A 24,109-nucleotide genomic window follows, 5' to 3' on the forward strand; every position below is an offset into this window, starting at 1 on the left:
GAGTGAGAGCGGTCTCTGCTCTCCGCCCATATTTTTCCGGCCGTTTTCCGGGACCGGGTCCGCACGCGGTCCCGGCCCCGCTCCCGGTCGGCATCCGCTCCGAACCCGGAGGTACGGCACCGGGGACCGGGAGCACGGGTGCCGGGGACCGGGAGTGCGGGCGTCGGGGACCGGGAGCTGCCCGACCCCGCGCACGCCCCCGCGGCCCGCGCTCCCGGGCCCCGCCGCTCAGCCCGTCGGCTCCAGGAAGCCCTGCTCCACCAGCAGCCGGATCTGCGCCGGCGTACGGTCGCGGAGCAGCACCGGGTCCTCTCCGACGAGCTGCGCGATGGCGTCCAGGATGCGGCCGGCGCTCAGCGTGCCGTCGCACACGCCCGCGAATCCGGCGCCGATCGTGTCCACCTTCGTCGCCCGGCGCATCCCGCGGTGCTGGCGCAGCACCACATGCTCCGGGTCCTCGGCGCCGGGCAGCCCGACCTGCTCCTGGACCACTTCGGCGACGAGCTTGAAGTGGCTGGCCAGCAGCGCCGCGTCGTCGCGCTCCCGGAGATAGTCGAGACGGTCGAAGTGCGCCCGGATCGTGTCCCCGAGCGGCTGCTCCACCGGGTGCGGCCACTCCTCGACGGTGATGACGGGCTCCGCCGAGCCCGTCCTGCGCAGGGTGATCCAGCCGAAGCCGATCGCCTTGACCTTGCGCGCCTCGAACTCGTCGAGCCAGGCGTCGTACCGCGCCTGGTACTCCGCCGGGTCCCCGTGGTGGTCACCCGCGTCCCTCAGCCACAGCTCGGCATACTGCGTGACGTCCTGCACCTCGCGCTGCACGATCCAGGCATCGCACCCGCGCGGCACCCACGACCTGAGCCTGTCCTGCCAGTCCTCCCCTGCCACGTGCTGCCAGTTGGCGAGGAACTGCGCGAACCCGCCCTCGTTCAGCCGTTCCCCCGCCTGCTGAACGAGCGAGCGGCACAGATCGTCCCCGCCCATGCCGCCGTCCCGATACGTCAGCCGGGCGCCCGGGGAGATCACGAACGGCGGGTTGGACACGATCAGGTCGAACGTCTCGTCGTCCCGGACCGGCTCGAACAGCGAGCCCTCGCGCAGGTCGGCGGCGGGGGCCCCGGAGAGGGCCAGCGTGAGCGCCGTCATGTGCAGCGCACGCGGGTTGAGGTCGGTCGCCGTCACGCGCGTGGCGTGCTGGGCGGCGTGCAGCGCCTGGATGCCGGAGCCCGTACCGAGGTCGAGGGCGGAGGAGACGGGGGCGCGGACGGTGATGCCGGCGAGGGTCGTGGAGGCGCCGCCGACGCCCAGGACGACGCCCTTCTCGCGCTGTCCGATGCCACCGGCACCGCCGACCGCGCACCCGAGGTCGGAGACGATGAACCAGTCCTCGCCGCCGGGGCCGCCGTACGGCCGTACGTCCACGGTCGCGGCCACCTCGTCGGCGCCCACGCGGGTGAGCCAGCCTGCCTCCACCGCCTCCTCGACCGGCAGCACGGCCGTCACGCGCGCGTGGGGCACCGGCTGCTGGAGCAGGAACAGCCGTACCAGCGTCTCCAGCGGTGTGTCGCCACGGGTCGCGCGCAGAGCGGGCACGGTCTCGCTGCGGGCCAGCGCCGCGTACGCGGGGGCGCCGAGCAGGTCGAGCAGCCCGTCGGCGGTGAAGGAGGCGGCCAGCAGGGCGTCCCTCAGGCGCGCGGCGGTGTCGGGCCGGTCGGGAGCGGGCAGGGGGGCGAGTCCGGAGTCAGTCACGCCACCATTGTGGCCCGCGAGACCTGCCGGGAGCGGCCTGAGCGCCCGTACGGGCAGGGGGCGGCAGGAAGCCGCCCCGGCGGGCGCGGGAGGCGCGGCCGGGGGGCCGGGAGGGACGGCAGGGCCGGGGGGCGGCGGGGGCCGGGGGGCGGCGGGGGCCGGGGGGAGGGGGCTGGGGCGGGAGGAGGGGGCGGGGGGCAGAAGCCTGAGCGCACCGGCCGCCCTGCCCGGCCCGGTTGGCCCGGTTGCTCCGGGCGGGCCCGGCCCCAGTAGGGCTCAGCCCTTCGTCGCCCCGGTCTCCCCGGTCGTCGAACCCGTCGCAGGCGCGGTCGAGGACGCGACCTTCTTGCAGCTGCTCTGCTCGGCGATGGCCTCCTTGACCTCGCCCTGCTGCAGGCTCTTCAGCGCCTCGGTGCCGCTCTTGTGCTGCTTCTCCAGCTCCGTCATCCGCGTGGCGACGTCACGCAGACCGGAGGCGAACTTCCCCTGGTTCTTGGTGTTCAGGCCGTCGACCTGCTTCTTCAGGTCGGTGTAGGAGGAGGCGAGGCTGGTGAGGGTCTTCACGACGTCCTGCTGCCGCTTGGCACCGCCGTCGACCCCGGGAGGCGCCCCGGCACCGCTGATGGCGGCGGCGATGGCCTTGTAGCCGTCAGCCATGTCCTGGAATGCCTGCGAGTCCGTCTTCTGGAGGGTCTCGGGCTTGGCCGTGTCGGCGGCGGTCGTCCTGATCGCCGCGTTCGCCGCCTTGATCTTCGCGTCCTGTGCGGGCACCGCGTCGCACACCGCCTTGGCCCAGGACACCAGCTTGGGGTCGGGCCCCTTGTCACCGCCGCTGCTGCTGCACCCCGACAACGCCACAACGAGTACCGCACCGCCGGACAGTGCGGCCGCGAGCTTCTTGTTCACCGGATTGGTCCCTTCCATGGCTCTCGGCCACCGGAATCTACACGCCGGACACCATCCCTCCTCTTGTCGGATGAGCTACAAGTCAGCTTTTGTGGCGTTTTGAACCATGCGAGAGAAGGCTCACGACGTGTCCGAGCACACATGCCGCCCACACATACGGGAGCGGGCGGCGGCACGTCAGTACGTGCCGCCGCCCGCCCGCCGACCAGGCCCTCTTCAGGGGCCCTACGAAACCACCGCCGCGTCGGGCGAGTTGGCGACCCGCTCGGCGCTCTCCTCCTCTCCGACAGCGATGCCGCGCCGCTTGGAGAGATACACGGCGACGACGATCACCAGCAGCGCGAGGACGGCGATCCCGATCCGCACCCCGAGGCTCTTGTCCTCACCGTAGGAGAACTTGATCACCGCCGGTGCGATGAGCAGCGAGACCAGGTTCATGACCTTCAGCAGCGGGTTGATCGCGGGGCCCGCGGTGTCCTTGAACGGATCGCCGACCGTGTCCCCGATCACCGTGGCGGCATGGGCTTCGCTGCCCTTGCCGCCGTGGTGCCCGTCCTCCACCAGCTTCTTGGCGTTGTCCCAGGCACCGCCGGAGTTGGCGAGGAACACCGCCATCAGCGTGCCCGCGCCGATCGCGCCGGCGAGGTAGGAACCGAGCGCGCCGACGCCGAGCGTGAACCCGATGAAGATCGGTGCCATGACGGCGAGCAGACCGGGCGTGGCCAGCTCCCGCAGGGCGTCCTTGGTGCAGATGTCGACGACCTTGCCGTACTCGGGCTTCTCCGTGAAGTCCATGATCCCGGGCTTCTCACGGAACTGCCGCCGCACCTCGTACACCACCGAACCCGCCGACCTGGACACCGCGCTGATGGCCAGTCCGGAGAAGAGGAAGACCACCGCGGCACCCGCGATGAGGCCGACGAGGTTGTTGGGCTGCGAGATGTCCAGGGACAGGCTCAACGGCGAACCAGGCCCGGTCAGCTTCACCCCGACGTCCTGCACGTTGGTGGTGATCGCGTCGCGGTACGACCCGAACAGCGCCGCCGCGGCGAGGACCGCGGTGGCGATGGCGATGCCCTTGGTGATGGCCTTGGTGGTGTTGCCGACCGCGTCCAGGTTGGTGAGCACCTGGGCGCCCGCGCCCTCGACGTCGCCGGACATCTCGGCGATGCCCTGGGCGTTGTCGGAGACCGGCCCGAAGGTGTCCATGGCGACGATCACGCCGACCGTGGTGAGCAGGCCGGTGCCGGCCAGCGCCACCGCGAACAGCGCCAGCATGATCGACGTACCGCCGAGCAGGAACGCGCCGTACACACCGAGCCCGATGAGCAGCGCGGTGTAGACGGCGGACTCCAGACCCAGCGAGATGCCGGACAGGACGACGGTGGCCGGTCCGGTGAGGGACGTCTTGCCGATGTCCCGCACCGGACGGCGGTTGGTCTCGGTGAAGTAGCCGGTCAGCTGCTGGATGACGGCGGCGAGCAGGATGCCGATGGCCACCGCGACCAGCGCGAGGATCCGCGGATCGCCGTCCTTGCCCCGGATCGCCGCGTCGGTGACGCCGTCGAGCCCGGAATACTTCGACGGCAGGTAGACGAAGACCGCGACGGCGACCAGCACCAGCGAGATCACCGCCGAGATGAAGAAGCCGCGGTTGATCGCGGTCATACCGCTGCGGTCGGCACGCCTGGGGGCGACCGCGAAGATGCCGATCATCGCGGTGATCACACCGATGGCGGGCACGAGCAGCGGGAAGGCCAGTCCGGAGTCGCCGAACGCGGCCTTGCCGAGGATCAGCGCGGCCACGAGGGTGACGGCGTACGACTCGAACAGGTCGGCCGCCATGCCCGCGCAGTCGCCGACGTTGTCGCCCACGTTGTCGGCGATGGTCGCGGCATTGCGCGGGTCGTCCTCCGGAATGCCCTGTTCGACCTTGCCGACCAGGTCGGCGCCGACGTCGGCGGCCTTGGTGAAGATGCCACCGCCCACGCGCATGAACATCGCGATCAGGGCGGCGCCGAGGCCGAAGCCTTCGAGCACCTTCGGCGCGTCGGCCGCGTACACCAGCACCACACAGGAGGCGCCCAGCAGGCCGAGGCCCACCGTGAACATGCCTACGACGCCGCCGGTGCGAAATGCGATCTTCATCGCGGTGTGCGAGACGGTGGTGAGATCCTTTGCCGGCTCGCCTACCGCCGGAGTCGCTTCCCGGGCCGCTGCGGCGACCCGCACATTGGTGCGCACGGCGAGCCACATGCCGATATAGCCGGTGGCCGCCGAGAACACCGCTCCGATCAGGAAGAACACCGAGCGGCCGGCTCGCTGATTCCAGTCGTCCGCGGGAAGCAGCATGAGCAGGAAGAAGACCACGACGGCGAATACGCCGAGCGTGCGCAACTGTCGGGCGAGATACGCCTTGGCACCTTCCTGGACCGCCGCGGCGATCTCTTTCATTCTGTCGGTGCCCTCGCCCGCCGCCAGCACCTGACGCACCAGGATCCCCGCGACCACCAGCGCGAGTAGGGCGACCGCCGCGATGACGGCCACGATGATCCGGTTGTCGTCTGTCAGGACCGCAGCCGCGAGGGATGTGGGATGGCCCAACTGCTCTGGGGTAGAAAGCCCCGCCATTCGTCCTCCTTGACGCTTGGGCTGAGCTCAAGATGTGGACGGATTGTAGGTACCGCCGAGTGATCTAAAAAGGGGACGGTAAGCGGAATCAGCCTTCTCGTGCCGTTCAGCAAATGATCGCGGTATCGTCACGGAACCCGAAAGAGGTAACGCCCTAAAAGCATTGACGGCCGCATTGACTCTTGATCAAATTATCGGGCAAATGATCGTGAATTTATTCACGAATTCCGGGACGCGCCGGAAAACGCCTTGAGGACCCGGCTGAACAGGGCCCCAGGGAGTGCGTGCGACGGCCCAGCGACGCTCCGGCGCGGCGCCCTGGAGCCGGGACCGCCGTCGGGGAGGAGACGAGGCGGCGGCTTCATAGACGGGCTCGGCGGCTCGGGAGGGGAGGCCGGCGGCTCGGGAGGGGTCCGTCAGTCCGGAGGCGGGCTGGCAGCCCGGAGACGGGTCCGGCAGGCCCCGAGGCGTACGGGGGTGTGCCGTGGCCCCTGAGGCGTACGTGGGAGTGCCGTGGCCGCCCGCGGCTCGGAGACAGGCCGGAACGGATGGGCAGGGGCGCGCTGTGGTCGGCGACCCGGGAACGAGCGCGCGGCGGGGCGCGGCGAGTGCGGCGGATCACCGCAAACGAGTCCGAGACGGGTCACCCAGACGAGTCCGGGACGCGTCGGGTCAGCACAGACGAGTCCGGAACGGGTCGGGTCAGCGCAGACGGGTCCGGGGCGGATCGCCGTGGACGGACGCGGGACGGGTCAGAGCAGTGCGGTGGCCGGCGGTGCGGTCGGCCAGGTCATGCGGATCAGGCCGCCGTCCTGCCCGGTGGTGACCTCCACGTCGTCAACAAGGCCGCTGATGACCGCGAGGCCCATCTCGTCCTCCTCGGCCTCCACATCGCCGTCCTGCGCGCGCGTGTCGCTGCCCGGAACGGCGTGCGGGGCCTCGTCGCCGACCTCGATGGAGAACTGTTTCTCCTCTTCGATCAGCGCCACCTTCACGGGTGCCGTGACACCACTGTTCTGGTGCAGTCCGACGGCGCGCGAGCAGGCTTCGCCCACGGCGAGCCGGACCTCGTCCAGGACGGCCTCGTCCACTCCGGCCCTGCGCGCCACCGCTGCCGCCACCAGCCGGGCTGTCCGGACGTGCTCGGGCAGCGCGCTGAAGCGGAGTTCGACGGTGGCCATGCATCCCCCTCGCGACTACGAGTCGTGCGGTCGGGGGCGGGGCCACCGAGCGCCCGCACCCCCGCGTGTATTTCTGTATGCCGGGCCACCCGTGGCATGCCACCGGGGCGGTCCGGGCTCCGGACCGTTCAGGGCCCGGAAGCACATGGTTCACCGACCCGGCACGTGCCAGGTCGGCGGCCCGGACGGGCCGGCCGACGCCCGGACCCCCGCAGGAGCCCCGACGCCGGCGACCGGTCCAGACTCAGTCGGTGGCAGCCACCGCTTCATCGACCGAGGTGTGGATCGGGAACACCTTGGTGAGGCCGGTGATGCGGAAGATCTTGAGAATGCGCTCCTGGTTGCAGACCAGGCGCAGCGAGCCTTCATGGGCACGAACACGCTTCAGGCCGCCGACCAGAACGCCGAGCCCGGTGGAGTCGAGGAAGTCCACGCCCTCCATGTCGACGACGAGGTGGAAATTCCCGTCGTTCACCAGCTCGACCAGCTGCTCGCGCAGCTTGGGCGCGGTATATACGTCGATTTCGCCACCGACCTCGACGACCGTACGATCGCCGACGGTACGGGTCGACAGGGACAGGTCCACGGATCCTCCAGCACCTTGCTATCGAGCGGTCGCCCCTTGGGGACCTTGGCTTGCGGCCCCCGGGACGCTACGCCAGCCGCGATGGCATTCAATCACTTACCGGCAGGCGTGCACGACGCCTTGGCTCCATTGTCCGTCACTCCAGTGACACACTCGGTGCCGATGGCCAAGAATCACCGACCCGACCGACCCCAGGCGCACCCGGTGTCCCGCCCGTCTCCGGGGGCGATCCTGGACCGGCTCGCCTCCGGGCCGAGTCGGGCTGCGCGCATCACTCATACGGAGCACTTGCCCCCGCGCGCGGGTCGCCATGCCGTCTGGCCTGATCGAATTCGGTCCGAAGTGATCGCGGCCGTTCAGGCATGCGGCATCCAGGACCCGTGGGCGCACCAGGCGCTGGCCGCCGAGCACGCCCTGGACGGCGACTCGGTGGTCGTCGCCACCGGCACCGCCTCCGGGAAGTCCCTCGCGTATCTGATGCCCGTCCTGTCCACCCTTCTGGACGGTTCCGAGGCTCCGAACGGCCGCGGCGCCACCGCCCTCTACCTGGCCCCCACGAAGGCGCTCGCGGCGGACCAGTGCCGTTCGGTGAAGGAACTTTCACAACCGCTGGGCACCGCCGTGCGCCCGGCGGTGTACGACGGCGACACTCCGGTCGAGGAACGCGAGTGGATCCGCCAGTACGCCAACTACGTCCTCACCAACCCGGACATGCTGCACCGCGGGATATTGCCCTCCCACCCGCGCTGGTCCTCCTTCCTGAAGTCGCTGAAGTACGTCGTCATCGACGAGTGCCACACCTACCGGGGCGTCTTCGGCTCGCACGTCGCCCAGGTGCTGCGCCGACTGCGCCGGCTGTGTGCCCGCTACGGCGCCTCGCCCGTCTTCCTGCTGGCCTCGGCGACCGCCGCCGAGCCCGCTGTCGCCGCCGGCCGGCTGACCGGCCTGCCGGTCGTGGAGGTCGCCGACGACGCCTCCCCGCGCGGGGAGCTGGTCTTCGCCCTCTGGGAGCCCCCGCTCACCGAGCTGCAGGGCGAGAAGGGCGCCCCCGTACGGCGCACGGCCACCGCGGAGACCGCCGACCTGCTGACCGACCTCACCGTGCAGGGCGTACGCTCGGTCGCCTTCGTGCGCTCCCGGCGCGGCGCCGAGCTGATCTCAGTCATCGCCCAGGAGCGACTCGCCGAGGTGGACCGCTCCCTGGTCCGGCGTGTCGCGGCCTACCGCGGCGGCTACCTCCCCGAGGAGCGCCGCGCCCTGGAACGCGCCCTGCACTCCGGCGAACTCCTCGGCCTCGCCGCCACGACGGCCCTTGAGCTGGGCGTGGACGTCTCGGGCCTGGACGCCGTGGTGATCGCCGGCTACCCGGGCACACGCGCGTCCCTGTGGCAGCAGGCGGGCCGCGCGGGCCGCTCCGGCCAGGGCGCCCTCGCGGTCCTCGTCGCCCGTGACGACCCGCTGGACACCTTCCTCGTCCACCACCCCGAGGCCCTGTTCGACCAGCCGGTGGAATCGACGGTCCTCGACCCGGACAACCCCTACGTCCTCGCCCCGCACCTGTGCGCCGCCGCCGCCGAGCTGCCGCTGACCGAGGAGGACCTGGATCTCTTCGGTCCCGCCTGCGCGGACGTACTGCCGCAGCTGGAGACCGCGAAGCTGCTCCGCCGCCGCACCAAGGCCTGGCACTGGACCCGCCGGGAGCGGGCCGCCGACCTCACCGACATCCGCGGCTCCGGCGGCCGTCCGGTGCAGGTCGTGGAGAGCGGCACGGGCCGCCTGCTCGGCACGGTCGACGCGGGCGCCGCGCACTCCGCGGTCCACGAAGGCGCCGTCCACCTGCACCAGGGCCGCACCTATCTGGTCCGCTCCCTGGACCTGGAGGACTCGGTCGCCCTGGTCGAGCAGGCCGACCCGCCGTACTCCACGGTCGCCCGGGACACCACGTCGATCTCCATCCTGGAGACGGACACCGAGATCCCGTGGGGCTCGGGCCGCCTGTGCTACGGATCCGTCGAGGTCACCAACCAGGTGGTCTCCTTCCTGCGCCGACGCCTCATCACCGGCGAAGTGCTCGGCGAGACGAAGCTCGACCTCCCTCCTCGTACGCTGCGCACCCGAGCGGTGTGGTGGACGGTGACCGAGGACCAGCTGGACGAGGCCCGGATCATCCCGGAGATCCTCGGCGGCTCCCTGCACGCCGCCGAACACGCCTCCATCGGCATGCTGCCCCTCTTCGCGACCTGCGACCGCTGGGACATCGGCGGCGTCTCGGTCCCGCTGCACCCCGACACGCTGCTCCCGACGGTCTTCGTCTACGACGGCCACCCCGGCGGCGCGGGCTTCGCCGAGCGCGCCTTCCACACCGCCCGCGCCTGGCTCGCCGCCACCCGCGAGGCCATCGCCTCCTGCGAGTGCGAGGCCGGCTGCCCTTCCTGCATCCAGTCCCCCAAGTGCGGCAACGGCAACGACCCGCTGCACAAGAGAGGGGCGGTACGGCTGCTCACGGTGCTCCTGCGAGGGGCACCGGAGGAGCAAGCGCAGGAGGGGCCGGAGAACGGCCGGGAACAGCGGCCGGGAGGCCCGGGAGAGGGCCCGGGAGAGGGCCGGGAACGGCAGCGGGCACAGGGCACGGCCAACGGGTCCTGAGACGCCGGCACAGGACCCGGAGAAGGCCCGGGAAGGCGGCACGGAACCCGGCAGAGGACCCGGCCCGGTCCGGGGTCACCGGCCTGAGGTCATCGGCCCGGGGTCATCGGCCCGGGGTCATCGGCCTGAATGCGCCCTCCGGCGTCCACAGAGCCGTCCGGGACCGCGACCGGCCCTGGCCGGGCCGACGGCGCCGCGTAAGGCACTCCGGGGGCCGCGGCGGCCGGTACCGGGCCCGCCGGACCCGCCGGACCCGCTCTCGCCCCGACCTCCGCCGCGAACGGCCCCCGTCCCACGGCCGCCGTCACCTCCGAGGTGTCGCCCACGATCGCGCACCGCACCAGCCGTGCGCCCTGGGCCGCCGCCAGTTCCTCGGCCCGGGCGCAGGCCGCCGCGCCGCCCTCGGCCCAGTGGTCCGCCGCCGCGAGCGCCGCCAGGTCCGCGCCGCCGGCCGCCCGGTGCCGTATGACGACGGCCTGCCCCAGAGCGAGCACGGCGCCGAACACCACGAGCAGCACGGCGATCGCCCACAGGCTCCAGACGGTGGCGGAGTTCCGGTCGGAATCCCGCCGCCCCGGGCGCGGCCCCCGACCCGGCGCGTCCGGACAGCCGTCCATGCCCTTCCGCCGCCAGCCCCCGCCAGCCCCACCCGCACCACCACTCCCGCGCTCCACCCCACTCCCGCGCTCCACCCCACTCCCGCGCTCCACCGCACTCCCCCGCTCGACCCCATTCCCGCGCTCCGCCTCACTCCCCCGCTCCACGGCCCTCCTCCCCCACTCCCACCGTCGTCCCCACGGTGTCCTCGGCGAGCGCCACGGCCTCCTCCCGTACCTCGAACGGCAAGCCGCTCAGCACCGGCGGCCTGGCCACCACCGTCACCCGGACCCGGTCGCCCTCACGCGCGACGGTCACCCGCGCGCCCCGTGGCGCCGCTTCCCGGGCCACCGACCGCACCGAGTCGGCCGGGTCCTGCCGGGCGGCGGCCCGGGCGCCCGCGCGGGCCGCGTCCACGCACTCGATCTGCGCCGCCACCACGAGCAGCCCCCAGACCAGTGCCATCGTGAACGCCACCAGCACGGACAGCGCCATGGCCGCCTCCGCGGTCACGAACCCCCGGTCCCCGTCCCGCTCACATCCGCGCACTGAGAGCCCTCTGCACGATGGCCTGCAGCTCCGTCCGGACCTGGCCGCTGGTGACGACCTCGTAGAGCAACACCGCGAACGCGACGGCCGCGATGATCCCCATGGCGTACTCGGACGTCACCATTCCGGCGTCCTGACGCCCCGTCCCGCGCAGCCGCTCCGCCGCTTTCCTGATCTTTTTGAACATCTCAACCCCCGTAAGGTTCTGGCCTGTTGTCGTTCCCCGTGCTCACCTGACGTCCGCGCGTCCGCCCACTCGTGCGCCTCACCCCCCTCCCAGCACGCCGCCCGCCAGTCCGATCACGACGGGCAGCACTCCGACCGCGACGAACGCGGGCAGGAAGCACAGGCCGACCGGCGCGGAGATCAGTACGGCCGCCCGGCGGGCCCGGGTCGTCGCCGCGCGCGACCACTCCGCGCGCGCGTCCGAGGCAAGGCGGGTGACCGGGCCGACCGCGGGAAGCCCGGACTCGTCGGCCCGCTCCAGCAACCGCGCCAATACCGCGGCGCCGGGCAGCAGGGCCAGATTCCGCCAGGCGTCCGCCGGTGCGCCGCCGAGCCGGACCTCCGCCGCGCCCCGCGCCAGCGCCCGTCCGACCGGACCACCGAGGGCCTCCCCCACCGCGCGGGCGGCGGTCACCGGACCGGCACCGGCCGCGATGCAGGCGGCCAGCAGATCGGCCGCGAGCGGGAGTTGGCGTGCTGCCCCGGCGGTGTCGATCACCACCTCCCCGACGTCCGCCGTCTGCCGGTCCCGCCACCGCCACAGCACGAGGCCGACGGCCGGCCCCAGCAGGGCCCCGGCCACCCCGCCGATCAGCACCCACACACCGAGTGCCGCCCCGGCGGGCGGCAGCCACCGCCGCACAGCGTCGGGGATCACGAACGGCGTTCTGCTCGGCGGGACTTCGAGGCCCAGCAGCTCGGCCACCCGACGCCGCGCGCGACGCCGCCGACGTACCAAGTCCAACCGCCGCACACCCCAGCCGAGGACCAGCGCCGCGATCCCGGCCATCCCCAGCCTGTGGACAACTTCCCCGCTCATACCGGCCACCCTTTCCACACATCCCGGACCGCTCCGCCCTTCCCGCACACTCCTGACCACTCACCCTCCCCGGGCATCCCGGACAGTCCGCCACTCCCGCCCACCCCGGGCGCAAGCCCCGAGCCCGGCTCCCTCACACCGCCTCCGCCCTCCGCACGATCCGTGCCGCCCACCACATCCCAGCCGCCTCGAAGGCCGCCCCGGCCGTCAGGCAGCCGAGGCCGGCTCCGCTGTGCAGCAGGACCCGCAGCGGGTCAGCGCCCATGGCCGCGCCGAGGAGCAGGCCGAGGGCGGGGAGCGCGGCGAGCAGCACCGCCGTGGCCCTGGCGCCCGCCAACTGGGCGCGCAGATCCGCTCGCTGGTCCCGCTCGGCGCGCAGGGCGCCCTCCAGCCGGTCGAGGCCCGCGGCGAGTCCCGCGCCCTGGTCCACGGCCACCCGCCAGCAGGCGGCGAGTCCGAGCAGGCCCTCGGCGCCGGGTTGCCGCGCCGCGGCGGCGAGTGCGCCGGGCACGTCCGTGCCGAACCGCGCGGCCGCCACCACGGCGGCCTGTGCGTCGCCGAGTCCGCCGGAGTCCCGCGCGGCCCGCAGCAGCGCCTCCCCCGGCTGGCGTCCCGCCCGCACCTCCCCGGCGAGCGCCCCGCACAGGGCGATCACCGCGTCGGTCCGGCGCTCCCGGGTGCGCCTGGCCTGTCCGGCCAGCCGAACCCGGCGCAGCACCGGCACCCCGGCCGCCCCCGCGACGACCGGAATCACCGAGGCACCCAGCAGCGCGACCACCAGACCGGCGGCCAGCGCCCACCACTCGGCGCCCACCCTGCCCCGCAGCCGCCTCAGTTCCGCGAGGGTCTGCTGCCAGACGGGCGGTCCTGCCGCCACCGCGCCGCCGCCGGCCAGCAGGAGTCGTGCCCGCCGTGTCCCGTAGTGCCCGCCGCCCAGCAGCCAGACCAGGGCGCCGAGACAGAGCAGCGCGCTCCCCATCGACATCTCACCGACCACGTCGGTCACCCCACTCCCTCGTCCCCGGCCTCGCCCGACGCCCCGAGCAGTCGCCGCAACCGCTCCCAGCCCCGCTCCCGCGCGAACGCCCGCTCGCCCCAGCGCAGTGCCGGTACCGTCCGCACCAGCCCGGTGGCGTCCCGCTCCAGCACATGCACCTCGGCGATCCGGCGCCGCCCGGCCCGGTCCCGTACGAGGTGCACCACGACCGAGAGCGCCGCCGCCAACTGGCTGTGCAGGGCGGCCCGGTCGAGCCCGGCGGCCGTGGCGAGCGCCTCCAGCCGGGCCGGCACATCCGCCGCCGCGTTGGCGTGGACCGTGCAGCAGCCGCCTTCGTGGCCGGTGTTGAGGGCCGCGAGCAGATGCACGACCTCGGGGCCGCGCACCTCGCCGACGACGAGCCGGTCCGGCCGCATCCGCAGTGCCTGCCGCACGAGGTCCTCCAGGGTGACCTGGCCGGCGCCCTCCTGGTTGGCGGGCCGGGTCTCCAGCCGGACGACGTGCGGGTGGTCGGGCCGCAGCTCCGCCGAGTCCTCGGCGAGCACGATCCGTTCCCCCGGCCCGACGAGCCCGAGCAGGGTGCTCAGCAAGGTCGTCTTGCCGCATCCGGTTCCACCGCTGACGAGGAAGGACAGCCGGGCGTCCAGCAGTGCCCGCAGGATCCGGTCGCCGCCGGGCGGCACCGTGCCCGCCGTGACGAGCTCCTCGACGGTGAACGCCCGGGGCCGGACCACCCGCAGGGCCAGGCAGGTGCAGCCGACGGCGACCGGCGGCAGTACCGCGTGCAGCCGGGTGCCGTCCAGCAAGCAGGCCAAAACACACATGCGGGTCAAGGAGGACTCCGACATCATGAACCGAGTGATCACTACGGATTACGACGGCTGCGGGCGATGCTTGGTGGGCGTGCGCCGGCTTTCCCGGAAGTCAGACGCGTCTAACAGCCCCGAGAAGCAGTTAGAGCAGGTCCTCACGGCCACAGAAGCTGTAGGCGGGCACGTCATCGCATGGGCAGATGACTGGGAAGTATCCGGCGCTACAGACCCCTTCACGAGGCCAGGGCTTGGCCCTTGGCTCCGTGGCGAGGCTGGCCCTTACTCGGGCATCGTGGGAGCAGCAGTCGACCGGATCGGCCGAAATCAGCGAGACGTACTCAACACCGCGTATGCAATTCACGAGTCCGGCCGCCTACTCATCACCTACGGCCACGATGGCCCGTGGAATCTCGATGACACCAACGATGAGATGCGTCTTTCCATGGAGTCATTTGGTGCGCAAATGGAGTTGCGGGCCATTCAGAAGAGAAACCGCGAGGAGACGGTACGGGCTCGCGCCGCCGGACAGCCGAAGCAAAAGAACCGATACGGATATCGCTTCGTACGACTGACTCCGGCCGGCAAGGTTGATCACGTAGAAATCGACCCCATTCCGGCTAAGATCCTCCGTAAGGTCGCAGAAAGGATATTGGCCGACGAAACCGGTACGATAACCGTGCACACGGAAGCCGGACGCCTCAGCCGTGAGGGAGTACTGTCGCCAGCGGATTACCGCAACAAGGCCAACGGTCGTGAAACAAAGGGAAGCCCGTGGAGTACGGACACGCTAAAGGAGTTACTGACAGGAGAGGGATCTCTCGGTTACCTGATGCACAAAAGGCGCCCCGTAATCGGACCTGACGGGCATCCCACGCGGCTCGCTCCCCCTCTATGGGATCGAGCAACTCGCGATGCATTGATCACGAAGACCAATCCCAAACAGGATAAGCCTCGAACTCCGAAGGGAGCTTACCTCCTTACAGGGATTGCATTCTGCGGGAATTGCAGCGAGAAGGCCCACATCAGGAGGACTAAACGAAGTATGCAGAAAAGCGCATACTGCTGCAATGCACGCCTACGCGGAGTGCCCGCATCCAAGGACTGCAAGCCCGCACCTGTAATTACTTGCGAGCGGCTTGACCAGGAGGTCACCGATTGGTTCCTCTCCAGGTACGGCAGCGGACAACTCATGAAGCGTCAATACGATCCCGGCACCGGGTACGCCGCTCGCATCACAGAACTAGAAGCGGACCGTAAACGTCTTCGAGACGACCGGTCAGCAGGTTTGTACGACTCCGACGACGACGCAGAATGGTACCGGCAGGAGTACGCGCGAATGGGGCGAGAAATATCCGAGTTGAAGAAGCTTCCTGACCGGCCCGCAGGCATGCGTCTGGTTCCCACGGGAAAGACAGTCGCGGATGAATGGCATAGCCGCAAGGACAATGTAGCCCGGCGAGAACTCTTGAACGGGTTTGAGGTGCGCGTGGAGATCTTCCCCACGAACGCTGAAGAACGCATTCAGATTACAGGGGCCGACATTCGTTCCCAGATCGCCTAGCACCGCCAAAGTGAGCCCCGGGCAAGGAAACAGACTTGCCCGGGGCTCACTTTTAACATCATTACCTAGCGCCCGGAGTGGTCAATTGAAGCGACGGCAAAATATATAGGACCGTCAAACCTGTTCGCGTTTTGAATTCCACAGACTCTAGCTTCAATTGGCAAGACACGGAAAGCGATCCATCGACGGACACCTTAATCACCTTATGGGGATTCCATATCTCGGACCTAAAGGAGAATTCTCCGACCCCAGCTTCTTCGGGCAACGTAAAGGCGATTCCCTCACAGGTGACCTCCTTCACCAAGACCTCAACGATAGAGGATTCCGTCAACACTTCCCATCGGTCATGCGTGGCATCCTCGATTTCACGCACTTCGCCGCCCAACTTACAAGCCATTACCTGCGCCACGTCTCGGGAATCCGTCGTCACACGCCATTCATGCAGCGCCTCTCTTCTACCACTGACTACGCGGTCCGAGTGGAAGCATCCCGCATATTCCCTACGCAACATAATCCCACCCCCCAGCAACCAAGTCTCTTCTAATTTCTCTCAGTGTTGCGAGATCTTCAGCGATGCCACACGCAATTTCCGCCTCTGCCGGCGAGTGTCCGGAGCCGACATAGCGCCAGGCTGATTCCCTGACGGCCGCTCGGTCTTCTAGGGCAAGCACGCCGCCGCCCTGGTATTCCGCCCGCACTGCGCGCAGCGCGCCATAAGTGGTGGAGTACAGGCGCGATTTGGTGAGCACGTGACCGCGGTAGCCGAGCGTGTGAGCCCAAGCCCGCAGGTTCAGCCCCTTCAGTTCTTGCAGGCCGCCCAGGCGCCAGCAGGTGGCCATGAGCGCCCGCAGGTGGGCATTCACGGGGGCAAGGCGGATGCTGTCGAAGACCCGTATCCGGTAGTCGATGCCGCCCGAGTCGCCAACGCTCTTGGAAACGTATTTCGCGACGTATGCCGCAACGGCGCTATCGGACACGGCCGATTCGGTGAATGCGTCGCTGCGGATCACGTGTACGTCGCGCTGCTTTCCCCACTTGATGACCCGCTCACTGGTCGCAGGAGAATACGGGGTGCGCACCTCTACTTGATCCGCAGCCGACCGCACGGCATCCGACAGCAAATCGGTTGTCGCCCACAGCGGCGGGGATGACGAGGGACCGTCGGGCCCGTCGAGCCGAATAACGGCATGGAAGTGAACCGCGCCCCGATCCTGATATTCGGCGACTTTGGCAAACGAGAACGTCAGGTGTTCCGGCAGGCGGGTTTGCGTGATTCCTGCCGCTGTCGCTAAATGCCGCCTGAGCGTGTGGCAATAGCGATTCCAGAGCTTGCCGGCCGATGCGTGCCAGAGGACGTGTCCGGGGTAGTCGTAGCAGTCCCGGCACAAGGGTTGGCCCACGATGGGATCGGTATCTATGTGCCGTTGCCCGCAGCCCACAGACCGTCCGTGTTCGCAGACTCCACCATCCCTACGAGGACGGCACACCCCGCCGTCGTCAGCACGGTGCACGGCGCCGAATGAGGGGGCCGTCAGGGTGACGAAGAGCCGGGGGTGATTCCGAACGCCGTCCCTGACGCCCTTGCCGCCGAGCAGGCCGGAGCGGACCAGGTGGAAGGTGTCGCCCGCGTGCAAGTAGGAGCAGGGCTCACAGCGCGTCTCGCGCCGGTTGCGGCACCGTACCGGCATCCGGCCGCCAGGTTCGCTGCTGGTGTCGTAGTGCCGCAGGATTTCCCCCGTGACGGCATCACGGGTAGTGGTGTGCCCGGCAAGGTAGATTGGGTGGGCACAGCCGCCAATAGACTTGATCTGATCGAGCCAGCGTGAGAATCCGGGCTCATGCACGAGCCGGATAAGGTCGCGCTCGGTGGACGAAAGAAGGCGCAGACGCTCAGCCTCATTGAGCACTGAGCGCCGCGCCTCATCTGATATCGCAGACATTCGGAGGCCCCCTTTCACGAGGAATAGGCGCGGCGTTCATGGATTGGCTCCGTCTTTGTCTCTACTCGGCTATGGCTTCAGCTCGGCTTGAATGATCTGTGAAAAGTGTCTCTGCGTTTCCAATAAGGCCCGGGGCGAAGTGGCCGATTTCATCACGGCCAGAGATATGATTCCTTCACCCAGCCCCATCGCCCCTTGTTCGGTCCGCTGGTGACCTTGCCGTATCCCCAGTTGAATTTTTTGTTGCAGTACTCGGTGAAGTGCACACCCTTATGTAATGTTCCGAGAGACGGGTGACTCGTACCCGGACCACTGCGCAGGTTCACGGCCGTCGTGGTGGTCTCTTTCTGCGGCCAGGCCCATTCCCAGTCGCACACCTTGGGGAGGGCCGCCGCCGAAGCGCTCTGGGGTGCGGCCGAAGCAGTCGGGGCAGCGACCAGGGCGCCGACGACGAGAAGGGCGGTCGAGGCAGCGGCACCGACGATGCGCGTAGCGATGTTCATTCGTGTTCTCCTTGTCGATTCGGGGAGTTCAGCCGGTAAAGAGGCCGACTATGGCTGAGACGATTTCCATGAAGGGGTACGAGAAGGGCGTCATTGCCAGCAGGAATCCGAACAGGGAAATCAGGGTTGCCTGATACCAGCGGATTTCCCGTGACCGCGCGGTGAGGACCACGTACAGGCAGAGGAATGAGTCGATGACCCATATCTGTGTCTGTGTCATTGCGCTGCACCTCCTTTCTCCAAGGTCAAGGGGTCGGGCTTTGTAAGGAAGGGGTCCGCCGGGCCGTCAATGCGGGCAATGCCGGCCGCATCGGCGGTCGTGACGAGGCGGGATCGGGCGCGCATCCACCGGCCGCCCATGGCGATTACGGCGACGCCCTGTTCGTCTTCGGTGATGCTCAGGGCGGTAATCACGGCGTCCGGGTTGATGTCGCCCAAGGTCATCTCTGCTGATGCCTCGTCGTGCGCGCGGTGGGCGACGCGTCCGCCGAGCTGGGCCCGCAGAGCGGTGACGCGGGCGCCAATGTCGGAGCCGACCCGCTGACCGGCGACGACCAGGTGGACGCCGAGCGCCGCGCCGAGCTGGGCGACCCGCAGCAGCAGCGTTCCGCACTGCTCCGCCTCGTCCTTCGAGGCCCGAGAGCCGTCGGTGAGGTACAGCTCTGCCAACTCGTCCACGATCACGACGAGGGGCACCGGCCGCTCTTCCTCGGGCAGTTCCCAGACAGACCGCTTGCCCCACGCACGGCAGCGATCCATGCGCGCCTGAATCTCAGCGACCACGCCGGACAACAGGCGAGCCGCCTGTGTCCGGTCGGTGGCCAGCGCGGAGAGCCGCCCGCCGAACAGGCCTAGCTCCATGCCGCCCTTGCAGTCGATCCCGACCAGGGCGACCGGCTGAGGCGCCAGTGCGAGAACCAGCGCCGCCAGCAACGACGACTTCCCGGACTGTGTGGCCCCCGTGATCAGCCAGTGCGGCACGCGCCGCAGGTCGATCACCCACGGGTCGCCGTCCTCGATCCGGCCTACGTTCGCCGACAGCAGTTCCGCAGCCGGCGAACGGACCGACGCAAGGTCACCTGTCAGCGGGTCCAGGGCCGTGACATGGATGAGGACCTGTCCCCGGCGTGGGGAGGTGACCCGCACACGGTGCACGTGCCAGGCGTGTTCCATGGCACGGGCCGCCGCGAAGTACGGCGCCGGAGTCTGCCCCGGATGCAGTAGCACCCGCAGCGTCAGCCCGGTTTTCGTCGGCGCCGGCCAGGACAGCCGAGGAGGCTTGGGCCGCAGCGCCTGTCCCTGCACCACGAGGTCACGGCCGACGATCCGGCGGTCCGGCGACGTACTCACCGACAACCCGTTGAGGTGGGTCATCCGCCGCCAGGTTGTGAAGATCCGCAGCGCGGTTCCGGGGTAGCCGACCAACCACCAGCGCCACGGCCACCGCCGCACCTGTATCCCCCGAGCCGCGAGACGCGGTTCCCACCAGCGCTGTGTCATCACGCCGACCAGGACCAGCGCCGTCAGGACCCAGACCACCAGGGAGGCAGGCATCAGCCGTCTCCATCCTTGGTCCGGGCGAGCACGAGCCGGGCGCGCATCATGGCCGTCTCGGCGTGACGGGCCGTCAGCCCCAGGAGGAAGCGAAGGGTGGGGATGTCGTCAGAGGTGGCGAGCAGCGCCTCAGCACCGGCCAGCGTCCGCAGGTCCCGCAGCAGCGAGCCGAAATGCCCATCCACGCAAAACACCGGGTCATCGCTGTCCACCAGGTCCCCGCCGTCCGTCCCCTCAGCGCCGACCGCCGCCCGCATCTCCTTGGCCATCCGGGCAGCCTCATCAGCGATCACAGCCGCGCACGGGTCCTTGCACGCGAACACCTGTGACTCATCCGCAGGCGACCGCCCCACCGGAACAGAGGTGATCTTGGCGTTCAGGAAGTCCGCGTTGCACACCACGCAGGCCATACCGTCCGCCTGCCGGGCGTTCAGGTGCCAGAAGTAGCGCTCCATCACGGCTCACCGCCCGCCGACTTACCGCGCGGACCAGCCGCCGGAGCCGTCGAGGCGGAGCCGCCGGCCGAGCCCGATACGGGGATGATCGCATCGGCCCGGAAGGTCGTACCGGTCCGGCCGTCCACCGCCCAGTCATTGGCCCACAGGTTCGTGACCCGGACCTCACTTCCCTCCAAGAGACCTTGCGGCTGTCCACTGGTAACCACGTGAACGACGTCTGTACGCCGTCCCTCCGCCTGCCGCACCGACAGTCCCGTGATCCACAGCGGGTTTCCCTCGCGGTCCCTGCGCGTCTCTCCTTCCGGCGTAAGACGCGGTTCCGGAGCGATCACACAGCGAATCGCGCCGAGCCGAGCAACATCAATCGGCTTGCTGTCCATAGGGGTTCACCTCGTTTCCACAGAGCACCCACCCGGCCACTCATCCGAATGAGTTTGGGCGATCATCTTTACTCGCCTCCAGGAACCGGGTCAACCACTTATCCGCATGAGTGGGGTGGGGTAGGCGACAGAAGGTCAACCACTTATCCTCATGAGTGAGCGGCCTATATCACGCAACACCGACAGCGACTACTCGTTCAACTACCTAGTGTCGACCCGAGAAGGACACAAGCCATGGCAGCCCGAGAGCACATCGAACGCGCCCCGTCCATGTACTTGCAGGTGGCTCAGCGCATGGCCACGGACATCAAGCGAGGCCGCTACCAAGCCGGCGATCTCCTGCCGTCCGAGTCCGAAATGGTGAAGATGTACGGCATCGGCAAGCACACGGCCCGTGCCGCCGTCGCCGAGCTGCGCCGCATGGGGCTGGTGGAATCCATGCAGGGCAAGGGCAGCAGGGTACTTCCCTCCGGGGGAGTCCTCCCCGCCACCCGTGTTGACCGGTCCATCCAGCGCAATGTAAAGGGCAGTTGGCACCTACCGGAGATGACCGAGGCGGAGCCGCCCGCCGTCAGCAGGACCGCCCTGGATGGCCCCCCGGCACTGCTGTTGGACCAGCAGGACCAGGACGCCATCAACGTGGACCGGCTGATCCACGATCCGGCCACCGGCGCCCGCATGGCCCACCGTGTTCTGATCCCCATGGCCACCGCCGCCGACGTGCCCACGCTGGCAGAGCAGCCCGACGCCGAGATCGTCGACCTGTACCGGCAGCTTGCCGAAGCTGGACTCAGCCTGTCGTTCACCGAGCATGTCACCGCCCGCGCCCCCTATCCCGACGAGCGGACCGCACTCGGACTCAGCGACGCCAGCCCCCTCCTGATCACCTACCGCGTGACCACCGACGCCGACCAGGACCGCCCGTTGCTGTGCGAGGAGTTGAAGGCCCCTGCCGCCACGTGCCAGCTCACCTACCCCGTGACCCCGACGAAGCCAGCTGCCAAGCGCGCCGCCCGCCGACGATCCGAATCGGAGTAACTTCTCTTTACTTGCTCAAGGGCGTGCCTGCGGCACGCCGGGCGGCCCTGCCGCCTCGGCCGGGCGTGCGGCCTCCGGCCGGTCCCGTCCGGGCGACAGCCGCCCGACACCACCACCGCACCCGACCAAGCAAAGAAGCCCCCCGCGGAATCGTCGCGGGGGGCTCTGTCGTCTGCCCAGTCGGCCACCGGGGATAGTGAGCTACACGGCCGCCAGGCCCCACACTCCCCCACCACGGGCGCCAACTCGGCGCGGTGGACGGGGTGGTTCATGGAGAACGCCAACGCCGCTCACCATGGCATCCAGCGCCGCGACGAACGGGGTTGCAGGCGGTGGTACCAGGGGCGCTACAGCGCACCCCTGGACCCCGCCCACGCGTGGCAACCTCACGCGCGAACAAGGTTTCGTCGTGGCCAAGATCCGTGCGCGCGTGAGGTCACCACGCACGCGATCTCACACAGTGCCGCCGTCATGAGGTGCTGAAACCGACGCCCCACAGTCAGCCGGCCTCCCCACACCGAGGCAGCCCCAGACGCTAGTTCCGGCACGTCCGTGCGTGCCGCTCAGCAGCGAACCGAGCAGGACCCGCACCCGTGATCAGGATCGGCCGCCGGCACCCCTCGCACCGGATGAACTCCCCACGCCTGTCCGTCTCGACCCACACGCGCGAGCCCGCCGTCGTACGCCAGTCGTCCCGCCCCATCCTGTCTCCCCTTCCCTCTCTTTGCAGCACTCGCGCGATCAACCGGGCACCCTCGGGACGCAGCCACACCACGGGCTCACCGTGCGCCCCCGCGTGAGGTACGCCCCGCACTGCCCGCGCGTCCACACCGAGTTTGCCTAAGCTGGCGTTCAGTTCCTCGGCAGCCTCGTACGCCTCACGCCAACCCGACAGGTAGTCAACTCCGGGCACGAACACGGCGTCCTCCGCCCCGCCGTAATCTTCCCCCTGAGCGTTCACGTTCGCACACCCTTTCCGGCCCCCCAGCAGCGCCGCCGTTCACTACAGGGGTCCGCCGCGCATCGAATCGAACACGTGTCACATAGGCCAGCAGCCTATGCCCGTGCATCCTGCGAGCGCTCAGCTACAGACAGTCAGATTATGAAACCGAAGCAAAAAACACACCAACTCCATACCTTTGACACGGAGTTCACACGAGACGCGCCGCAATAGCGCCGAAGCGGCCCCTCCCTGCCGAGACAGGGGAGAGGCCGCCCGCTAGATCACCTTCCTGAACCGTTGGTCAGTAGAGGTACTCCTCAGTAACCCACCCGATGTAGCCGGCAGGCAGGCCGCCCGCCGAGGTGGTCTGCAACATCACCTCATCCCACACCTGGCCCGTGCCGTCGTGGGCAGAGGTGATCACCTGCACCGGCTGACCCTCGTAGATCAGGCCGAGTATCGCCCGATCCGTTCCCGGCCCCGTGCGCACCCTCAACCCGTCCACCGTTGCCGACTTGAACACCGACCGATCCGCCGGATACGACGCACCTGCCCCGGAGCCGCCCGACGAGTAGCCCGGATCCACCGGCATGGCCGACGCCGCCGAGACGCCCACCAGGCCGACACTGGCCACCAGTGCACCCGACACCACCAGCGTCCGCAGAGCCTTATGCCCCATGATCGAAATCCTCTCAACTCGAAGAGGACGAGCAGCCACCAACTGAGCCGGCAGCCACTCATCCGGATGAGTGGCCAGCATCTAACGTCCGTTCGGGAACGGTCAACCACTTATCCGAATGAGTTGATCGGGACAGCACACGAATGACCCGCCATGCCTCCGGGCATCGGAGCATGGCAGGGCTCCGTCTTCAAGCAGCACCGCGAGGCGCGAGCGGTCAAGCCGTGTCGATCTCTCCCACCTTGACACCCGCTACGAAGGACGAGAACGATTCAGCCTGGAATGTCAGGACTGCACCATTCGGATTCTTGGAGTCACGGACGGGAATCACACCGCACGTGGCGGCAAGGTTTGTGGCGACCTGGATGCACTGGCCGCCGTTGCTGCTGTACGAGGACGTGAACCACTGCGGGTCTTCGGTCGTCACGGGGTGCCCTTTCGAAGCTGTTCGATCATGGCCACCGACGCCGCTTGCGACAGCGCTTCGGCCTGTAGTTGATGGTAGGCCGTGAGCATGGGCTGTACGAACCTCGTATCTCGCTCTAGACGGCCCTGTAACGCCGACTCGGCATAAGCGACGTGGGACCGGTCCGGCAAGGTCAACAGGGTCACCGGCAGGTCAAACGCCCGACGCTCGCCGAGATCGTACGACGCCACTTGGAGGACCGTGGAAGGCAGCTCAGCGAATGCTGCGAGTCGGTCCAGTTGGGCCGCCATGACTTGGGGGCCGCCCACGGTACGCCTTATGCAACTCTCGTCCAGAACCGCATAGAGCATGGGCGCCGGCGTGCGTTCTAGGGACGCCTGACGGTCCGCGAGTGTGGAGAGCCGTTCTGTTGCTTGGTGCTCCGTGATGGCCCCGCGCCGCACAGCGCCCGTGGTGATTGCTGCGGCGTACTCCGGTGTCTGGAGCAACCCAGGAACGATTCCCAACTCAAAGAGTCGAATCTCAGTGGCACGTACCTCCTGTGCCACGAAGTCCGGGAACCCCTCCAGCAGCGCTGTGTGCCGTACGGCCCTCTCTTGGCGCTCCAACCGATCGCCTGTGCCAAGGGCCTTGTCAGCACTCCGCGAGAAGCGGGGAGTTGGGGGCCGACGCCCAGTTTCCACGGCAGAAATGTGCGTCCCTGAGTAGCCCATCTGTTCGCCCAGCTCGTCTTGAGTCCAACCCCGCTCATCCCGCAACGTGCGCAGACGCTGCCCGAACGCCGCTCCGGGTGACTTTCCGGGGTCCAGTTCTTTCCGGTTCAACGGCCACCGTCCAACTCTCCGTGCAAACACTGCAAGTTGAAGACACCTCGACTGTAGGCCACGCTGAATCGCCCTGGTAGTGGAAGCACTACGGAGAGGAGCG

The 24,109-nt window shown here is 69.1% G+C and carries 22 protein-coding genes and 1 pseudogene; 3 read left to right on the top strand and 20 right to left on the bottom strand.

Annotation, left to right across the window (positions count from 1 at the left end; genetic code table 11):
• Positions 1 to 228: 228 nt before the first annotated feature.
• The 5 genes from ACF073_RS20650 to bldG form a co-directional block, all read right to left on the bottom strand.
• A complete protein-coding gene (locus ACF073_RS20650) occupies positions 229 to 1,749 on the bottom strand; it encodes a methyltransferase (protein ID WP_392071957.1) in 1,521 nt (506 codons plus the stop codon).
• A 276-nt stretch (positions 1,750 to 2,025) separates the two neighbouring features.
• Positions 2,026 to 2,673 (bottom strand): small secreted protein, encoded by a 648-nt coding sequence (locus tag ACF073_RS20655; RefSeq protein ID WP_392071958.1) that lies wholly within the window; start codon positions 2,671 to 2,673, stop codon positions 2,026 to 2,028.
• A 207-nt stretch (positions 2,674 to 2,880) separates the two neighbouring features.
• A complete protein-coding gene (locus ACF073_RS20660) occupies positions 2,881 to 5,286 on the bottom strand; it encodes a sodium-translocating pyrophosphatase (protein ID WP_392071959.1) in 2,406 nt (801 codons plus the stop codon).
• A 752-nt stretch (positions 5,287 to 6,038) separates the two neighbouring features.
• Positions 6,039 to 6,467 carry an ATP-binding protein gene (locus tag ACF073_RS20665; protein WP_392071961.1) on the bottom strand — a complete coding sequence of 143 codons (429 nt, stop codon included), beginning with the start codon at positions 6,465 to 6,467 and terminating at the stop codon, positions 6,039 to 6,041.
• Between the two features lie 244 nt (positions 6,468 to 6,711).
• Complete coding sequence (bldG, locus tag ACF073_RS20670; RefSeq protein ID WP_009189842.1) at positions 6,712 to 7,053, bottom strand: anti-sigma factor antagonist BldG; 342 nt, start codon at positions 7,051 to 7,053, stop codon at positions 6,712 to 6,714.
• Between the two features lie 81 nt (positions 7,054 to 7,134).
• Here bldG and ACF073_RS20675 point away from each other — a divergent pair, with 81 nt between their 5' ends.
• Positions 7,135 to 9,699, top strand: coding sequence for a DEAD/DEAH box helicase (locus ACF073_RS20675; protein WP_392071962.1), 2,565 nt, complete (start codon positions 7,135 to 7,137; stop codon positions 9,697 to 9,699).
• An 89-nt stretch (positions 9,700 to 9,788) separates the two neighbouring features.
• Here the strand turns inward: ACF073_RS20675 and ACF073_RS20680 are convergent, their stop codons facing one another.
• The 6 genes and pseudogenes from ACF073_RS20680 to ACF073_RS20705 all read right to left on the bottom strand — a co-directional run.
• Positions 9,789 to 10,316: an Rv3654c family TadE-like protein gene (locus ACF073_RS20680; RefSeq protein ID WP_392071964.1), complete on the bottom strand. Its 528-nt coding sequence runs from the start codon at positions 10,314 to 10,316 to the stop codon at positions 9,789 to 9,791.
• Between the two features lie 130 nt (positions 10,317 to 10,446).
• Positions 10,447 to 10,809 (bottom strand): TadE family type IV pilus minor pilin, encoded by a 363-nt coding sequence (locus ACF073_RS20685; RefSeq protein ID WP_392071966.1) that lies wholly within the window; start codon positions 10,807 to 10,809, stop codon positions 10,447 to 10,449.
• A gap of 22 nt (positions 10,810 to 10,831) precedes the next feature.
• Positions 10,832 to 11,032: a DUF4244 domain-containing protein gene (locus ACF073_RS20690; RefSeq protein WP_392071968.1), complete on the bottom strand. Its 201-nt coding sequence runs from the start codon at positions 11,030 to 11,032 to the stop codon at positions 10,832 to 10,834.
• Between the two features lie 78 nt (positions 11,033 to 11,110).
• A complete protein-coding gene (locus ACF073_RS20695) occupies positions 11,111 to 11,890 on the bottom strand; it encodes a type II secretion system F family protein (RefSeq protein ID WP_392071970.1) in 780 nt (259 codons plus the stop codon).
• 133 nt (positions 11,891 to 12,023) lie between these two features.
• A complete protein-coding gene (locus tag ACF073_RS20700; RefSeq protein ID WP_392072462.1) occupies positions 12,024 to 12,869 on the bottom strand; it encodes a type II secretion system F family protein in 846 nt (281 codons plus the stop codon).
• A gap of 23 nt (positions 12,870 to 12,892) precedes the next feature.
• Positions 12,893 to 13,699 (bottom strand): annotated as a pseudogene (locus ACF073_RS20705) (ATPase, T2SS/T4P/T4SS family); the annotation flags it as partial.
• 37 nt (positions 13,700 to 13,736) lie between these two features.
• Between ACF073_RS20705 and ACF073_RS20710 the strand changes: the two are divergent.
• Positions 13,737 to 15,260, top strand: a complete 1,524-nt coding sequence (locus tag ACF073_RS20710; RefSeq protein ID WP_392071972.1) for a recombinase family protein — start codon at positions 13,737 to 13,739, stop codon at positions 15,258 to 15,260.
• A 500-nt stretch (positions 15,261 to 15,760) separates the two neighbouring features.
• On the opposite strand, the gene ACF073_RS20715 is transcribed toward ACF073_RS20710, so the two are convergent.
• The 6 genes from ACF073_RS20715 to ACF073_RS20740 all read right to left on the bottom strand — a co-directional run bounded on the left by ACF073_RS20715 (position 15,761) and on the right by ACF073_RS20740 (position 20,095).
• The gene (locus ACF073_RS20715; RefSeq protein ID WP_392071974.1) at positions 15,761 to 17,200 is read right to left on the bottom strand and encodes a replication initiator; all 1,440 of its coding nucleotides are present in this window, start codon (positions 17,198 to 17,200) and stop codon (positions 15,761 to 15,763) included.
• A gap of 152 nt (positions 17,201 to 17,352) precedes the next feature.
• Entirely contained in the window at positions 17,353 to 17,703 is a 351-nt protein-coding gene (locus tag ACF073_RS20720; RefSeq protein ID WP_392071976.1) for an SH3 domain-containing protein, read from the bottom strand.
• Between the two features lie 28 nt (positions 17,704 to 17,731).
• A complete protein-coding gene (locus ACF073_RS20725) occupies positions 17,732 to 17,923 on the bottom strand; it encodes a hypothetical protein (RefSeq protein WP_392071978.1) in 192 nt (63 codons plus the stop codon).
• Entirely contained in the window at positions 17,920 to 19,257 is a 1,338-nt protein-coding gene (locus tag ACF073_RS20730) for an FtsK/SpoIIIE domain-containing protein (protein WP_392071980.1), read from the bottom strand. The genes ACF073_RS20725 and ACF073_RS20730 overlap by 4 nt, the downstream gene beginning before the upstream one ends.
• A complete protein-coding gene (locus ACF073_RS20735; RefSeq protein WP_392071982.1) occupies positions 19,257 to 19,712 on the bottom strand; it encodes a hypothetical protein in 456 nt (151 codons plus the stop codon). Before ACF073_RS20735 ends, ACF073_RS20730 begins: the two co-directional genes overlap by 1 nt.
• Positions 19,712 to 20,095 (bottom strand): hypothetical protein, encoded by a 384-nt coding sequence (locus ACF073_RS20740; RefSeq protein WP_392071984.1) that lies wholly within the window; start codon positions 20,093 to 20,095, stop codon positions 19,712 to 19,714. Before ACF073_RS20740 ends, ACF073_RS20735 begins: the two co-directional genes overlap by 1 nt.
• A gap of 234 nt (positions 20,096 to 20,329) precedes the next feature.
• On the opposite strand from ACF073_RS20740, the gene ACF073_RS20745 reads away from it, so the two are divergent.
• Positions 20,330 to 21,133, top strand: coding sequence for a GntR family transcriptional regulator (locus ACF073_RS20745; protein ID WP_392071986.1), 804 nt, complete (start codon positions 20,330 to 20,332; stop codon positions 21,131 to 21,133).
• A 1,244-nt stretch (positions 21,134 to 22,377) separates the two neighbouring features.
• Here ACF073_RS20745 and ACF073_RS20750 read toward each other — a convergent pair.
• The 3 genes from ACF073_RS20750 to ACF073_RS20760 all read right to left on the bottom strand — a co-directional run bounded on the left by ACF073_RS20750 (position 22,378) and on the right by ACF073_RS20760 (position 24,006).
• Entirely contained in the window at positions 22,378 to 22,836 is a 459-nt protein-coding gene (locus tag ACF073_RS20750; protein ID WP_392071988.1) for an SH3 domain-containing protein, read from the bottom strand.
• A gap of 136 nt (positions 22,837 to 22,972) precedes the next feature.
• Positions 22,973 to 23,182, bottom strand: a complete 210-nt coding sequence (locus ACF073_RS20755) for a DUF397 domain-containing protein (protein WP_392071990.1) — start codon at positions 23,180 to 23,182, stop codon at positions 22,973 to 22,975.
• Entirely contained in the window at positions 23,179 to 24,006 is an 828-nt protein-coding gene (locus ACF073_RS20760) for a helix-turn-helix domain-containing protein (protein ID WP_392071991.1), read from the bottom strand. Before ACF073_RS20760 ends, ACF073_RS20755 begins: the two co-directional genes overlap by 4 nt.
• Between the last annotated feature and the right edge of the window lie 103 nt (positions 24,007 to 24,109).

The sequence above is a fragment of the Streptomyces sp. NPDC015171 genome (assembly GCF_043079545.1).
GTDB lineage: Bacteria > Actinomycetota > Actinomycetes > Streptomycetales > Streptomycetaceae > Streptomyces.